At 71.1% G+C, this 13780-nt stretch carries 14 protein-coding genes; 13 read left to right on the top strand and 1 reads right to left on the bottom strand.

Annotated elements, in window-relative coordinates; all coding sequences use genetic code 11:
* Positions 1-39: 39 nt before the first annotated feature.
* Positions 40-717 (top strand): TetR/AcrR family transcriptional regulator, encoded by a 678-nt coding sequence (locus tag AC4HOU_RS19615; protein ID WP_194991947.1) that lies wholly within the window; start codon positions 40-42, stop codon positions 715-717.
* A 30-nt stretch (positions 718-747) separates the two neighbouring features.
* On the opposite strand, the gene AC4HOU_RS19610 is transcribed toward AC4HOU_RS19615, so the two are convergent.
* The gene (locus AC4HOU_RS19610; protein ID WP_195021019.1) at positions 748-1038 is read right to left on the bottom strand and encodes a hypothetical protein; all 291 of its coding nucleotides are present in this window, start codon (positions 1036-1038) and stop codon (positions 748-750) included.
* Between the two features lie 192 nt (positions 1039-1230).
* Here AC4HOU_RS19610 and AC4HOU_RS19605 point away from each other — a divergent pair, with 192 nt between their 5' ends.
* From AC4HOU_RS19605 to hisF, 12 genes are all read left to right on the top strand, one after another.
* Positions 1231-2097, top strand: a complete 867-nt coding sequence (locus AC4HOU_RS19605) for an arylamine N-acetyltransferase family protein (protein ID WP_280210900.1) — start codon at positions 1231-1233, stop codon at positions 2095-2097.
* Between the two features lie 75 nt (positions 2098-2172).
* Positions 2173-3942, top strand: a complete 1770-nt coding sequence (locus AC4HOU_RS19600; protein ID WP_490724895.1) for a penicillin-binding transpeptidase domain-containing protein — start codon at positions 2173-2175, stop codon at positions 3940-3942.
* 304 nt (positions 3943-4246) lie between these two features.
* Positions 4247-5836, top strand: coding sequence for a serine/threonine-protein kinase (locus AC4HOU_RS19595; RefSeq protein WP_490724894.1), 1590 nt, complete (start codon positions 4247-4249; stop codon positions 5834-5836).
* Positions 5837-5853: 17 nt separating this feature from the next.
* The gene (locus AC4HOU_RS19590; protein ID WP_228807010.1) at positions 5854-6456 is read left to right on the top strand and encodes a maleylpyruvate isomerase family mycothiol-dependent enzyme; all 603 of its coding nucleotides are present in this window, start codon (positions 5854-5856) and stop codon (positions 6454-6456) included.
* A 186-nt stretch (positions 6457-6642) separates the two neighbouring features.
* Entirely contained in the window at positions 6643-7980 is a 1338-nt protein-coding gene (gene hisD, locus AC4HOU_RS19585) for a histidinol dehydrogenase (protein WP_490724893.1), read from the top strand.
* Positions 7977-9110: a histidinol-phosphate transaminase gene (locus AC4HOU_RS19580; protein WP_490724892.1), complete on the top strand. Its 1134-nt coding sequence runs from the start codon at positions 7977-7979 to the stop codon at positions 9108-9110. The genes hisD and AC4HOU_RS19580 overlap by 4 nt, the downstream gene beginning before the upstream one ends.
* A 14-nt stretch (positions 9111-9124) precedes the next feature.
* Positions 9125-9757: an imidazoleglycerol-phosphate dehydratase HisB gene (hisB, locus tag AC4HOU_RS19575; RefSeq protein WP_085996188.1), complete on the top strand. Its 633-nt coding sequence runs from the start codon at positions 9125-9127 to the stop codon at positions 9755-9757.
* Positions 9754-10386, top strand: a complete 633-nt coding sequence (gene hisH, locus AC4HOU_RS19570; protein WP_163816230.1) for an imidazole glycerol phosphate synthase subunit HisH — start codon at positions 9754-9756, stop codon at positions 10384-10386. The genes hisB and hisH overlap by 4 nt, the downstream gene beginning before the upstream one ends.
* Positions 10387-10703: 317 nt before the next feature.
* Positions 10704-11231, top strand: coding sequence for a hypothetical protein (locus tag AC4HOU_RS19565; protein ID WP_490724891.1), 528 nt, complete (start codon positions 10704-10706; stop codon positions 11229-11231).
* 112 nt (positions 11232-11343) lie between these two features.
* Positions 11344-12075: a bifunctional 1-(5-phosphoribosyl)-5-((5-phosphoribosylamino)methylideneamino)imidazole-4-carboxamide isomerase/phosphoribosylanthranilate isomerase PriA gene (gene priA / locus AC4HOU_RS19560; protein ID WP_130915903.1), complete on the top strand. Its 732-nt coding sequence runs from the start codon at positions 11344-11346 to the stop codon at positions 12073-12075.
* A gap of 10 nt (positions 12076-12085) precedes the next feature.
* Positions 12086-12928 carry an inositol monophosphatase family protein gene (locus AC4HOU_RS19555; protein WP_195021014.1) on the top strand — a complete coding sequence of 281 codons (843 nt, stop codon included), beginning with the start codon at positions 12086-12088 and terminating at the stop codon, positions 12926-12928.
* A 4-nt stretch (positions 12929-12932) separates the two neighbouring features.
* Complete coding sequence (gene hisF, locus AC4HOU_RS19550; protein WP_490724890.1) at positions 12933-13706, top strand: imidazole glycerol phosphate synthase subunit HisF; 774 nt, start codon at positions 12933-12935, stop codon at positions 13704-13706.
* The last annotated feature ends 74 nt before the right edge of the window (positions 13707-13780 follow it).

Here is a 13780-nt window from a genome sequence, read left to right as displayed (position 1 = left end):
GACTTACGGCGTAAGTGCGTCAAGGGTGGAAGGAGTCGGATGGGCGAGCAGGGCACGCGCCGGCGCGGGAGAACGGACCGGGCGCCGCTGAGCCGGGATCGGGTGATCGCCGCCGCGGTGCGGCTGGCCGATGAGAAGGGGGCGGCCGGTGTGACGATGCGGGCGGTCGCGGCCGGGCTGGGGGTGGAAGCGATGTCGCTGTACAACCACGTGGCCGGGCGCGAGGACATCCTCGACGGGATGGTCGACGCGGTGTTCGCCGAAATCGACTTGCCCGCTACAGATTCCGACTGGAAGACGGCGATGCGCGAGCGTGCGCACTCAACGCGTACGGCGCTGCGGCGGCACCGCTGGGCCGTCGGGCTGATGGATTCACGCAGTCATCCGGGGCCGGCCACGCTGCGCCACCATGACGCCGTGCTCGGCGTGCTGCGCGCGGGTGGCTTCTCGACGGCCATGGCGGCGCATGCCTTTTCGGTGATCGACAGCTACCTCTACGGGTTCGTGCTCCAGGAGCTGAGCCTGCCGTTCGGTGACCGCGCCGAACTCGACGAGGTCGCCACCGGCATTCTGTCCGGTGCACCGGCCGACGAGTACCCGCACCTGGCCGAACTCATCGCCGACCACGCCCTGCGCCCGGACTACGCGTATGCCGACGAATTCGAGTTCGGGTTGACGCTGATATTGGATGCGCTGCACCCGGACGAGGACATCTGAGCCGGGTGCGCGCTCGAGCGGTGCGAAACCTCAGCGGTCGGCCGGCGGCTGCGGCGGATGACCGTCGGGCCCGACCGGGGGCGGGCACGGCCTGCCGTCGGCGCCGATCGGAGGTGGCAGCGGCTTGCCGTCAGGGCCGAGCGGAGGCGGGAGCGGGCGGCCGTCCGGGCCGAGCGGCGGGGGCGGGCAGCCGTCGCCAGGGGCACCTGCCAGCGTCGCCGACACGGTCTCGACGGGCGCGGCCATGGCCGATCCGGCGCCGATGACGCCGAATCCGGCGATCGCTGCGGCGACCAGGACGCTCGCGGTCCGAAGCTTCATCATGTGATCCTCACTCGAATGTGGTTGTCCTACAACGGCTTGGACGCAGGAGCGCACGCCCGGTTCCCACCGGTTCGGCATTGTGACCGCAATCACTCCCGGCTGCCGCGGCTGCGGACCGCCTGGGGTCTGGAACATGCGCGGGCCCGGTGCGGTTGTCCGAGACGACACGGCGACGAATCGAGGACATCAATGAGCAAGCCCGCGGACCCGGCCTACCACTGGAACGGCGCCGAGATCGATCTGGACGCGTACCTGGCCAGGATCGGCTATGACGGCGAGCGCGCTCCCACCGTCGCCGCGTTGCGGGCGCTGGTGGCCGCACACACCACCTCCATCCCCTTCGAGAATCTCGAGGCGGTGCTCGGCAGGCCGGTGCCGCTGGACGTGGCGTCGTTGCAGGACAAGCTGGTGCGGCGGCGGCGCGGCGGGTACTGCTACGAGAACGTGGGGCTGTTCGCGGCGGCGTTGGAGCGGTTCGGATTCGGCGTCACCGGGCTCAGCGGGCGAGTGACGATGGGCTCGGGCGGGTTGCGTCCGGCGACGCACGCGCTGCTGCGCGTCACCACCGATGACGACGACCGGGTCTGGATCGTCGACGTCGGTTTCGGCGCCGGGCCGGCCGCGCCGTACGAACTCGTGGATTCCGGCGGCGAATTCGGGCTGGGCGAATGGAAGTTCCGCCTCGAACAGGGCACAGGCGAGCTCGACAGCGAGCTGTGGACGCTGCACCAGTTCGCCCGCGACGGCTGGGTGGACCGCTACACCTTCACGCTGAACCCCCAGTACCGGATCGATTTCGAAGTCGGCAACCATTTCGTCTCGACCTCGCCGCGGTCCCCGTTCACCCAGCGGCCCTTCGTGCAACGCTTCCACCCCGCCGCACACCACATTCTCGACGGTGCCACCTGGACCACCGAATACCCGGACGGCACCAGCGAAACCCGTGCGGTGAAGCTCGATGAACTGCCCGAGGTGCTGAGCGAGGTCTTCGATATCGATCTCACCGAGGAGGACGCGAAGGCGGTGATCTCCGCCCCCTGGACCGAGCGCGAATGAGACGAGCCGGTGTCGACCGGTCCGAGCAGTGTTCGGCGCGCCGGGCGGCCGCTCGACGGGTCGGATCGAGCGCACATGGCTACCCTCGGGCGAGTGCGCACCGATCGGAAAGTCTTCGTGGTACTGGCCGCCGTCGCATTGTTCGCTGCGGGATGCTCTTCGGGGCCGGGGCAGCCCGACACCGTGGCCGGCGAGTTCGTCGAGGCCCTGAACAGGGATGATCTGCCCGCGGCGGCCGCACTGACCGACAATCCGGCGCAGGCAGGGGAGGCGCTGCGCGGGCTGTACGAGGGGCTGGGATCGGAGGTCGTCTTCCGGGTCGACGACGCCGGCGACGACCGCTTCACCCTCACCGCGACCTGGAAGCTCGGCAAGGACGGCACGCACGAATGGACCTACACCACCACCGGAACGGCCGCCGAATCCGGTGACGACTGGACGATCCACTGGAACCCGGCGACCGTCGCGCCCGGCCTGGACAAGGGCCCACTGACCTACGCGCCGGTGTATCCGGAACCCGCGCGGGTGCTGGACGCGAGCGGCGGTGAACTCATGACCGAGCAGATCGTCACCCTGGTCAACGTCGCGCCAGGCGCCGACACCGCCGCGCTGGCCGCCGTGCTCGCCCCGGTGGCGCCCACCATCACCGCCGCCTCGCTGGACGCTGAGCTCGCCGCCGCCGAGGGCAAACCCATTACGCCGATCAGCTTGCGCGCCACCGATATCGCCCCGATCCAGCAGGCGCTGGCCGCTGTCCCCGGCGTCACCCTCGCACCGCAGACCCGGCTGCTGACCACCGATAAAGCGCTGGCCGCGCCGACACTGTCGGGGCTGAACGAACTGTGGCAGCAGCGTGCCGACGAGGCCGCGGGCTGGGCCGTGCGCGCCCAGACCCCGCAGGGCACCGAACGCATCGCCGGCCAGGATCCCCAGCCCACCGCCGACCTCACCACCACCCTCGACATCGACCTGCAACATGCCGCCGAGGACGCGCTGACACCGCTGACCCAACCGGCGGCGATCGTGGCGCTGCAACCCTCGACCGGCAAGGTGGTGGCCGTCGCCCAGAACGAGGCCGCCGACGGGGAAGGCCCGATCGCGCTGACCGGGCTCTATCCACCCGGCTCGACCTTCAAGACGATCACCGTCTCGGCGGCGCTCGCGGACGGCGCCGTCACCCCGGACACCGTGCTGCCCTGCCCGGGCGAGGCGAATATCGAGGGCCGCCGCATCCCCAACGACGACAGCTTCGACCTGGGCGACGTCCCGCTGCACACCGCCTTCGCCCGCTCCTGCAACACCACCATGGCCCGGCTCGCGGTGAATCTGCCACCGAACGCACTCACCGACACCGCCGCACAGCTCGGCCTCGGCATCGACTACGTCACGCCCGGGCTCACCACCGTCACCGGGTCGGTCCCGCCCGCCAACACGCCCGCCGAACGGGTCGAATCGAGTATCGGCCAGGGTGCCGTCACCGCGTCGCCGTTCGGGATGGCGCTGGTCGCGGCCTCGCTCGCGCACGGAAGCACACCGGCGCCGATGCTGGTCGCGGGTGCGCCAGGCGTCGCAGATCGGACACCGCAGCCGCTGCCGGCCGGTGTCGCCGAGCAAGTGCGCACGATGATGCGCGAAACGATCACCGCGGGCACCGCCACCCAGCTCGCCGACATCCCCGGACTGCTCGGCAAGACCGGCACCGCCGAATACGGCGACAACTCCCACGCGCACGGCTGGTTCATCGGCATCGACGGTGATCTGGCGTTCGCGGTGTTCGTGGCGGACGCGGGAAGTTCGGCGCCCGCCGTCGAGGCCGCGGGACGGATGCTGCGCGCCGGCCGCTGAACAGACGTTCGACCGGACCGGCCGGACCAGACGGCGCATGGGTGTCCGGAGCGCAGGTGGGTACCCGGCGCTCTCGGCGAGTCGCACGGCGTGTCGGGCCGAGTTCGGACCCGTGCGACCAGCCGCGCGCCGCGTGCCCGCAGGTGGCGGGGTAAGGGCGGGCCCCGAAGGCGGGTGGAGGGGTGTATCAGTGGCCGGTGCGGCCCGCACGCCCGCTACACTCGTCCCGAACGCGCGAGCGGTCAGTTACGCGATTTGTCACATTTCGAGAAGGTTCGGAGTAGGCGCCATCGATACCGGTCAGTTGATCGCGGAGCATTACCGCCTGGTCGAGCGGATTGGTAGCGGCGGCACAGGCGTAGTTTGGCGTGCCATCGACGAGCGCTTGCAGCGATCGGTCGCGGTCAAGCAGATCCACATCAAACCCAGTCTGCCCGAGGCGGAACGCGATGTGCTGCGCCAACGCGCCATCCGGGAAGCCCGCAACGCCGCCAGGTTCCAGCATCCGAACGCGATCGTCGTCTTCGACATCACCGAACACAACGGCGACCCGTGCCTGGTGATGGAATACCTGAAATCGCGCAGTCTCGCGCAGGTGCTCTCGGCGCAGGGCGCGGTGCCGCTGAACCAGGTCGCGCGGATCGGTGAACAGGTCGCCTCGGCGCTGATCGCGGCGCATCAGGCCGGAATCGTGCACCGTGACGTCAAACCCGGCAATGTGCTGCTCGACGACCACGGCACCGTGAAGATCACCGACTTCGGCATCTCCCGCGCCGCAGGCGATGTGACACTCACCGAAACCGGCCTGATCTGCGGTACCGCCGCCTATCTCGCGCCGGAGGTGGCGCGCGGCGCCGATCCGACCCCCGCCGCCGACGTTTTCGCCCTGGGCGCCACCCTCTTTCACGCACTCGAAGGCGAACCGCCTTACGGCGCAAGCTCGAACCCGCTGGCGGTACTGTACGCGGCGGCCAACGGTCAGGTCAGTGAGCCGCGTAATGCCGGTCCCGCAACCGATTTCCTGCTCCAGCTGCTGAGCCCGCAGCCCGAGGACCGCCCGACCATGCGGATGGCGCGCGATCAGCTCGCGGCCTTCGCCGACGCCGGTGAGGACGCGGTGCCCGCCGGATTCGTCCCGGCCAGTGAGGCGTTCGGGCGCCGCAACGGCGACGGCGCCACCGAAGTGGTGGCCACCCGCGCGCTGCGTTCGCGCGCCGCGGCCGCCGGACCGGCCACCGAACGTCAGCCCGCGCCGCGGCGCAATTCGGTCGCGGTGGACACCGCCGCGCATCGTCCGGTGGCGCCAGCGCGCGATCATCCCGACACCGCGGCCCATCCCCGCACCACCACCCAGCCGCGCACCACCTCACCGGCCGCGGGCAAACGGCGCGCCGTGCTGATCGGCGCGCTCGTCGGTGCGGTCGTGGCGGTGTCGGCGCTGCTGGTGAGCGCGTTCAACACGGCCGACGACAACTCCTCGCCGCAGGCCTCGGCCTCGTCGGTGGCCACCGCGCCCTCGGGTGACGCGAGCACCTCGGCAGCGGTGCCGCTGCTCGGGCAGACCCCGAGCGTCGGCGGCAAGGTCACCGATATCGGCGCCGCCGGGCAGCTGGTGGAGCGGTTCTACAGCGATCCGGAGAGCTCGTGGTCGCTGCTGACGCCCGCCGCGCAGAAGGTATACACCGACCAGCAGGGCTTCCGGCAGTACTGGAGCGCCGACAACCGCACCATCCAGAGCTTCGGCCGCATCTACGCCCCCAACGGCGTCAACGCCGACGGCTCGGTCGACATGCGCGTCACCGGCCTCACCTACGGCGGCCAGAGCAAGAACCCCGACCTGCGCATCATCGACGCCGGCGGCGGACGACTGCTCATCGACAGCGACACCCGCTAGCAGATACCCTCGCCCGCATGGGTATTCGGGGGATGGTCGCTGCCGAACGAGCGCAGCTGATCGAGCTGCTGCGCGATCTGTCCGCGGCGGAATGGGAAACGCCGTCGCTGTGCGCGGGGTGGCGGGTGCGTGATGTCGCCGGGCATCTGATGTACGACACCTACTCTCCGCTCGCCTACGCGGTGCTGACGGCGCGGGTCCTCGGGTCGGTGGACAAGACCAACGCCGCCATCGTCACCGCGTCGGCGCGGCTGTCCACCGGCGAACTCGTGGACGCGCTCGAACACCGGGCCGGACGGCTGTCGAGGCTGGCGCCCCAGCTGCTGCTGGCCGACCTGATGGTGCACCAGCAGGACATCCGCCGCCCGCTCGGCCGCACCCGTGCCATCCCCGAGGACCGGCTCATCACCCTCCTCGACCATCCCGACCCGTTCGCCCGGCCCCGCCGCCGCACCAAGGGATTGCGTTTCGTCGCCACCGACGTGCCCTGGTCCTCGGGTGCGGGGCCGGAAGTGCGCGGCCCGGGCGAAGCACTCGCCCTGGCGATGGTCGGGCGCACCGCCGCGCTCGACGACCTCACCGGCGACGGCGTCGCCGAACTGCGCCGCCGCTGCGCCTGAGTATCGGTATCGGGCGTGCGCGCCACCTCGCGTAGCGCGGGCAGTGTGACGTGCCGATTCGGACGAAGGCGGGGTGCCCGTCACACGCTGGGCAGCCCGCGAGGATAACCGGTGGCGTCGGCCCATTAGGCTGGTAGAGGCAACTTTCCCGTTGCGGACCCGCTGCAGACAAGGATCGACACCGATATGACATCCCGCATCGAGCTCGCCCGCGTCGATTTGCGCGGTCGTACTCCCTCCGCTGCCGAGCTGCGCACCGCGCTGCCGCGCGGGGGAGTCGACGTCGACTCGGTGTTGCATCAGGTGCGGCCGGTGGTCGAGGCGATCCGCGACCGTGGTGTGGCCGCGGCACAGGAATTCAGCGAGAAGTTCGACGGCGTCGTCCCGGCCGCCGTGCGCGTGCCCGAAGCCGAACTGGCCGCCGCGCTCGACCAGCTCGACCCGGCGGTGCGGGCCGCGCTCGAGGTCGCCATCGAACGCACCAGGACCGTGCACGCCGATCAGCGGCGCACCGACACCGTCACCGAGGTGGTGCCCGGCGGCACCGTCACCGAGCGGTGGGTTCCGGTGGAACGGGTGGGGCTGTACGTGCCCGGCGGCAACGCCGTCTACCCGTCCAGCGTCGTGATGAACGTGGTCCCGGCGCAGGCCGCGGGCGTGGAATCGCTGGTGGTGGCCTCGCCGCCGCAGGCACAGTTCGGCGGGCTGCCGCATCCGACCATCCTGGCCGCGGCCCGGCTGCTCGGCGTGGACGAGGTGTGGGCGGTCGGCGGCGCGCAGGCGGTGGCCCTGCTCACCTACGGCGGCACCGACACCACCGGCGAGCAGCTCGCACCGGTGGACATGATCACCGGCCCCGGCAATATCTTCGTCACCGCCGCCAAGCGGCTGTGCCGCGGCCTGGTGGGCATCGACGCCGAAGCCGGCCCCACCGAGATCGCCATCCTCGCCGACGCCACCGCCGACCCGGTGCACGTGGCCGCCGACCTGATCAGCCAGGCCGAACACGATGTGCTCGCGGCCAGCGTGCTGGTCACCGACAGCGTCGCCCTCGCCGACGCCGTGGACGCCGCGCTCACCGCGCAGATGACAGTGGTGAAACACGCGCACCGGGTCACCGAGGCGCTCACCGGCGCCCAGTCCGGGACGGTGCTGGTCGACGACATCGAGCAGGGCCTGCGCGTGGTCAACGCCTACGCCGCCGAACACCTCGAGATCCAGACCGCCGACGCCGCGGCCGTGGCCGCGCGGGTGCGCAGCGCGGGCGCGGTGTTCGTCGGCGCCTACGCCCCGGTCAGCCTGGGCGATTACTGCGCCGGCTCCAACCATGTGCTGCCCACCGCTGGCTGCGCGCGGCACTCCTCGGGCCTGAGCGTGCAGACCTTCCTGCGCGGCATTCACGTCGTGGAGTACACCGAGGCGGCGTTGAAGGACGTCGCCGGTCACGTGGTGGCGCTGGCGAACGCCGAGGATCTGCCCGCGCACGGCCAGGCCGTGCAGGCGCGGTTCGAGGCGCTGTCGTGAGCGCCGTGCCCGGTGCGCGCATCGGACTCGCGGATCTGCCGCTGCGGGAGAACCTGCGCGGCAAGAGCCCCTACGGCGCCCCGCAGCTGACGGTGCCGGTGCAGCTCAACACCAACGAGAACCCGCATCCGCCCAGCCGCGCCCTCATCGACGACGTCGCCGAGGCCATCCGCGCCGCCGCCGCGGATCTGCACCGCTACCCCGACCGCGACGCCGTCGCCCTGCGCACCGACCTGGCCGCCTACCTGACCAGGCAGACCGGTGTCGCGGTGGACGCGAGCAATGTGTGGGCGGCCAACGGGTCCAACGAGATCCTGCAACAGCTCTTGCAGGCCTTCGGCGGCCCGGGCCGCAGCGCGCTCGGTTTCGTGCCGTCGTATTCGATGCACCCGATCATTTCCGAGGGCATCGACACCGAATGGATCGAAGCCAGGCGATCGGCGGACTTCTCCCTCGACATCGACGCCGCCCTCGCCGCCATCGCCGAGCGCGGGCCCGATGTGGTGTTCGTGACCAGCCCCAACAACCCGACGGGGCACAGCGTGCCGTCGGCCGAGCTGGCGCGGATCCTGGACGCGGCGCCGGGCATCGTCATCGTCGACGAGGCCTACGGCGAGTTCTCCGCCCAGCCCAGCGCCATCGGCCTGATCGACCGGTACCCGGCCAAGCTGGTGGTGAGCCGCACCATGAGCAAGGCCTTCGCCTTCGCCGGCGGGCGCCTCGGCTACCTGGTGGCCGCGCCCGCGGTGATCGACGCGCTGCTGCTGGTGCGGTTGCCCTATCACCTGTCGGTGGTCACCCAGGCCGCCGCTCGCGCGGCCCTGCGTCACGCCGACGAAACCCTCGGCAGCGTCGCGGAATTGGCCGCCCAGCGCGACCGGGTGGCCGCCGAACTGGCCGCCCTCGGCTTCGAGGTGGTGCCGAGCGACGCCAACTTCCTGCTGTTCGGGCGGTTCGCCGACGCGCCACGCGCCTGGCAGCACTACCTGGACGAAGGTGTGCTCATCCGCGATGTCGGGATCCCCGGCTTCCTGCGCACCACCATCGGCCTCGCCGCCGAGAACGACGAATTCCTGCGGGTCAGTGCGAAACTGGCCGGCACCGAACTGACCGCCGGGTCCGCCCGATGAGCACGGAAGCGAGCATGAACCGAACCGCGCGGGTGGAGCGCACCACCAAGGAGTCGAGCATCGTCGTCGAGCTGAACCTCGACGGCACCGGCCGCACCGACATCTCCACCGGTGTCCCGTTCTACGACCACATGCTGACCGCGCTGGGCGCGCACGCCAGCTTCGACCTGACCGTGCGCGCGGACGGCGATATCGAGATCGAGGCCCACCACACCGTGGAGGACACCGCGATCGTGTTCGGCCAGGCACTCGGCCAGGCGCTCGGCGACAAGAAGGGCATCCGCCGCTTCGGCGACGCCTATATCCCGATGGACGAAACCCTCGCCCACGCCGCCGTCGACGTCTCCGGGCGGCCCTACTGCGTGCATGTCGGCGAACCGGACCACCTGCTGCACGCGGTGATCCCGGGTTCGCCGGTGCGCGGGCGCGGTGAGCCGGGCGCGCCGTATTCGACGGTGCTCAACCGGCACGTCTTCGAATCGATCGCGCTCAACGCGCGCATCGCGTTGCATGTGCGGGTGCTGTACGGGCGCGACCAGCACCACGTCACCGAGGCCGAGTTCAAGGCGGTGGCGCGGGCACTGCGCGCGGCCGTCGAACCCGACCCGCGGGTCAGCGGCGTCCCGTCGACGAAGGGGGCGCTGTGAGTACCTCGGTGGTGTTGCTGGATTACGGTTCCGGCAATCTGCATTCGGCCGAACGCGCGCTCGTGCGGGCCGGCGCCCAGGTGGAGGTGACCGCCGACCCGAAGGCCGCGCTGGCCGCCGACGGATTGGTGGTGCCCGGCGTCGGCGCGTTCGCGGCCTGCATGGCCGGGCTGCGCGCGGTGCGCGGGGAACGCATCATCGGCCAGCGCCTGGCCGGCGGCCGTCCGGTGCTCGGCATCTGCGTCGGCATGCAGATCATGTTCGACCGCGGCGTCGAGTTCGATGTGGAGACCGAGGGCTGCGGCGAATGGCCCGGCACCGTCGCCCGCCTCGACGCCCCGGTGCTCCCGCACATGGGCTGGAACACCGTCGACGCCCCCGCCGACAGCGTGCTGTTCGCAGGCATGGACGCCGACACCCGCTTCTACTTCGTGCACTCCTACGCCGCCCAGCAGTGGGACCTGCCCACCAGCGAGCACATCGCCGCACCGAAGCTCACCTGGGCCGAACACGGCACCAAGTTCCTGGCCGCGGTGGAGAACGGCGCGCTGTCGGCGACGCAGTTCCACCCGGAGAAATCCGGGGATGCGGGGGCGCAGCTGCTGCGCAACTGGGTGCGGTCGCTGTAGGTCGGCGTCGGGCCGAGCGCAGCTCGCGGTGGTCGGCGATCACGCGGTCCATGTCTCGAGCACTCCTCGGCCGTCCGCTGTGGCGGACGGGCAGCGGTGCGCGTGACCTCGGTCGAGCTCGCACGGGGTTCCGGCACCAGGTCTTCGGTGTCCTCGGGCATGTCGGCGATGGTCCCACGCGCCGGAGGTGGGCGTAGTACGTGCGGGCCTCGGCGCCGAGTCGGGGAGAACCCTGACCCGGAGGGGGCGAAATCCCCGGGGCGCTCCCGGATTCGGGTGCCCGCCCACGGATCTAGCGTGGTCGGCAGGAGGTCGCCATGAGATCCGTCACCGTAGCGTCGGCCGTGATCGGGGTGTACGCGGTCGTCGCGAGTTTCGCCTTCGCCACCACGGCCGTCGAGACGATGCTGTTGTACCCGAACATCTTTCGTGAGGTGCCGGATTCGCTGGCGCAGACCGAGGAGTTCATGTCCGTGGTCGCCGTCGGCGACGTGATGCGGCCGATGGGCGGGGTGCTGACGCTGACCGCGCTCATCGCCTGCGCCGTCGCGGTGCGCTACCGCATGGGCCGGGCCTGGATGACGGCGTCGCTGATCTCGCTGATCAGCGGGCAGTTCCTGCTCTCGGTGCTGTACCAGTGGCCGCGTGCGTCCATTCTGTTCGACGACCGTGACGAGCACACCCTGGCCGAGATCGAGCAGGCCGCCTCGGAGTTCCTGCTCGGGCAGGGCGTGCGCATCGCGGCCGCCGGGGTGACCGCGGTCTGCGCGGTGGTCGCGGCGCTGGCCTGTTATCGCGCGAGGGTGCTGGAGACCGCGGCCGACGAGTTCGCCGCGGCACTCTGACGGCGGCACGTACCGAACCGGTGCTCGAAGGCGCGGCGCGGCTGCCTCGGCGATCGGTGAATCCGCAGGCCCGGGGCCGGGTTGCCGAAGGTGAGCTACTAGGCTGTTCGGAGTGAGTCTTGTGCTGCTGCCCGCCGTCGATGTCGCCAATGGAGAGGCCGTCCGCCTGGTACAGGGGGAGGCCGGGAGCGAGACCAGCTACGGTTCGCCCCGTGAGGCCGCGCTCGCCTGGCAGGAAGCCGGCGCCGAATGGGTGCATCTGGTGGATCTGGACGCGGCCTTCGGGCGCGGATCCAATCGGGAACTGCTGGCCGAGGTGGTCGGCGAACTCGATGTGAAGGTGGAGCTGTCCGGCGGCATCCGCGACGACGAATCGCTGAAGGCCGCGATGGCCACCGGCTGCGCGCGGGTCAACCTCGGCACCGCCGCGCTGGAGGACCCGGTGTGGTGCGCCCGCGCGATCGCCGAATACGGCGAACGGGTCGCCGTCGGCCTGGATGTGCGGATCATCGACGGCGAGTACCGGCTGCGCGGGCGCGGCTGGGTCAGCGACGGCGGCGACCTGTGGGAGGTGCTCGAGCGCCTGGAACGCGACGGGTGCTCGCGCTACGTGGTCACCGACGTCACCAAGGACGGCACGCTGACCGGCCCCAACCTGGATCTGCTGCGCGAGGTGTGTGCCGCCACCGACGCCCCGGTCATCGCCTCCGGCGGGGTGTCGACCATCGACGATCTGATCGCCATCGCCGAGCTGGTGCCCGACGGGGTGGAGGGCTCGATCGTCGGCAAGGCGCTCTACGCGGGCCGGTTCACGCTGCCCGAGGCGCTCGCCGCGGTGCGCTGACCCCACCGATATGACCGTCCCGAACCCCGATCCCGCCACACTGCTGCCCATCGCCGCCGAGGTACTCGACGCGGCCGCGGCGCGCTTCGTCGACGGCCTCGGCGCGCCGAGCGCGGTCGACAAGGGCCACAACGATTTCGCCACCGAACTCGATCTGGAACTGGAACGCACCATCTCCGCGCGGCTGCACCAGCTCACCGGAATCGAGGTGCACGGCGAGGAATTCGGCGGCCCGCAGCTGACCAGCGGTACCGCGTGGGTGCTCGACCCCATCGACGGCACCTTCAACTACTCGTCCGGGCATCCACTCTCGGGCATGCTGCTGGCGCTGGTGCGGGACGGGGAACCGGTGCTCGGCCTGACCTGGCTGCCGGTGCTCGGCCGCCGCTACGCCGCCGTCGCCGGTGGTCCGGTGCTGCTCGACGGTGTGCCGCTGCCGCCGCTGCCCACCGGAACGCTGGCCGAGGCGATGATCGGCTTCGGCGCGTTCAACCTCGATTCGCGCGGGCGCATCCCCGGCCGCTTCCGGTTCGATCTGCTCGGTGCGCTGAGCAGGCTGTCCTCGCGGGTGCGGATGCACGGCTCCACCGGCATCGACCTGGCCTTCACCGCCTCGGGCGCGCTGGGCGGAGCCATCGTGTTCGGCCATCACCCGTGGGACAACGCGGCCGGTGTGGCGCTGGTGCGCGCGGCCGGGGGAGTGGTGACCGACCTGGCCGGCGCGCCGTGGCATATCGAATCGGGCTCGGTGCTGGCCGCCGCGCCGGGGGTGCACGCCGAGCTGCTGGAGATGATCGGTTCGGTGTCGGCGGAAACAGAACCCACCGCCGCGCGCGGTGGCCGGGAAGGATGAGGCGATGACGGTCGCGGTACGCGTGATTCCGTGCCTGGACGTGGACGCGGGCCGGGTGGTCAAGGGCGTCAAGTTCCAGAACCTGCGCGATGCGGGCGATCCGGTGGAACTGGCGGCCCTCTACGACGCCCAGGGCGCCGATGAGCTGACCTTCCTCGACGTCAGCGCGTCCTCCGCCGACCGGGGCACCATGATCGACGTGGTCACCCGCACCGCGGAACAGATCTTCATCCCGCTCACCGTCGGCGGCGGCGTGCGCACCGTCGACGATGTGGACCGGTTGCTGCGCGCCGGTGCGGACAAGGTGTCGGTGAACACCGCGGCCATCGCCAGGCCCGAGGTGCTGCGGGAGATGTCGGAGCGGTTCGGTTCGCAGTGCATCGTGCTGTCGGTCGATGCCCGCACGGTGCCGGACGGCCAAGCCGATACGCCGTCGGGGTGGGAGGTCACCACGCACGGCGGTAAGCGCGGCACCGGCATCGATGCGGTCGAGTGGGCGGTGCGCGGCGCCGAACTCGGCGTGGGCGAGATCCTGCTCAACTCGATGGACGCCGACGGCACCAAGGCGGGATTCGACCTGCCGATGATCCGCGCCGTGCGCGCGGCGGTCTCGATCCCAGTGATCGCCAGCGGCGGCGCGGGCAAGGTCGAGCACTTCGTGCCCGCGGTGGAAGCCGGGGCCGACGCGGTGCTGGCGGCGAGCGTGTTCCACTTCGGCGACCTGAGCATCCCGCAGGTCAAGGACGCGATGCGGGCCGCGGACATCGTCGTCCGGTAGCGGCGCCGGCTCGGCGTTCGCACACCAAGGGTGAGGCCGGACGCACCCTGCGGGTGCGCGGCCCGGTCCCTGAG

Source organism: Nocardia sp. JCM 38205 (assembly GCF_058222935.1).
This window is presented reverse-complemented; position numbering and strand designations above follow the sequence as displayed.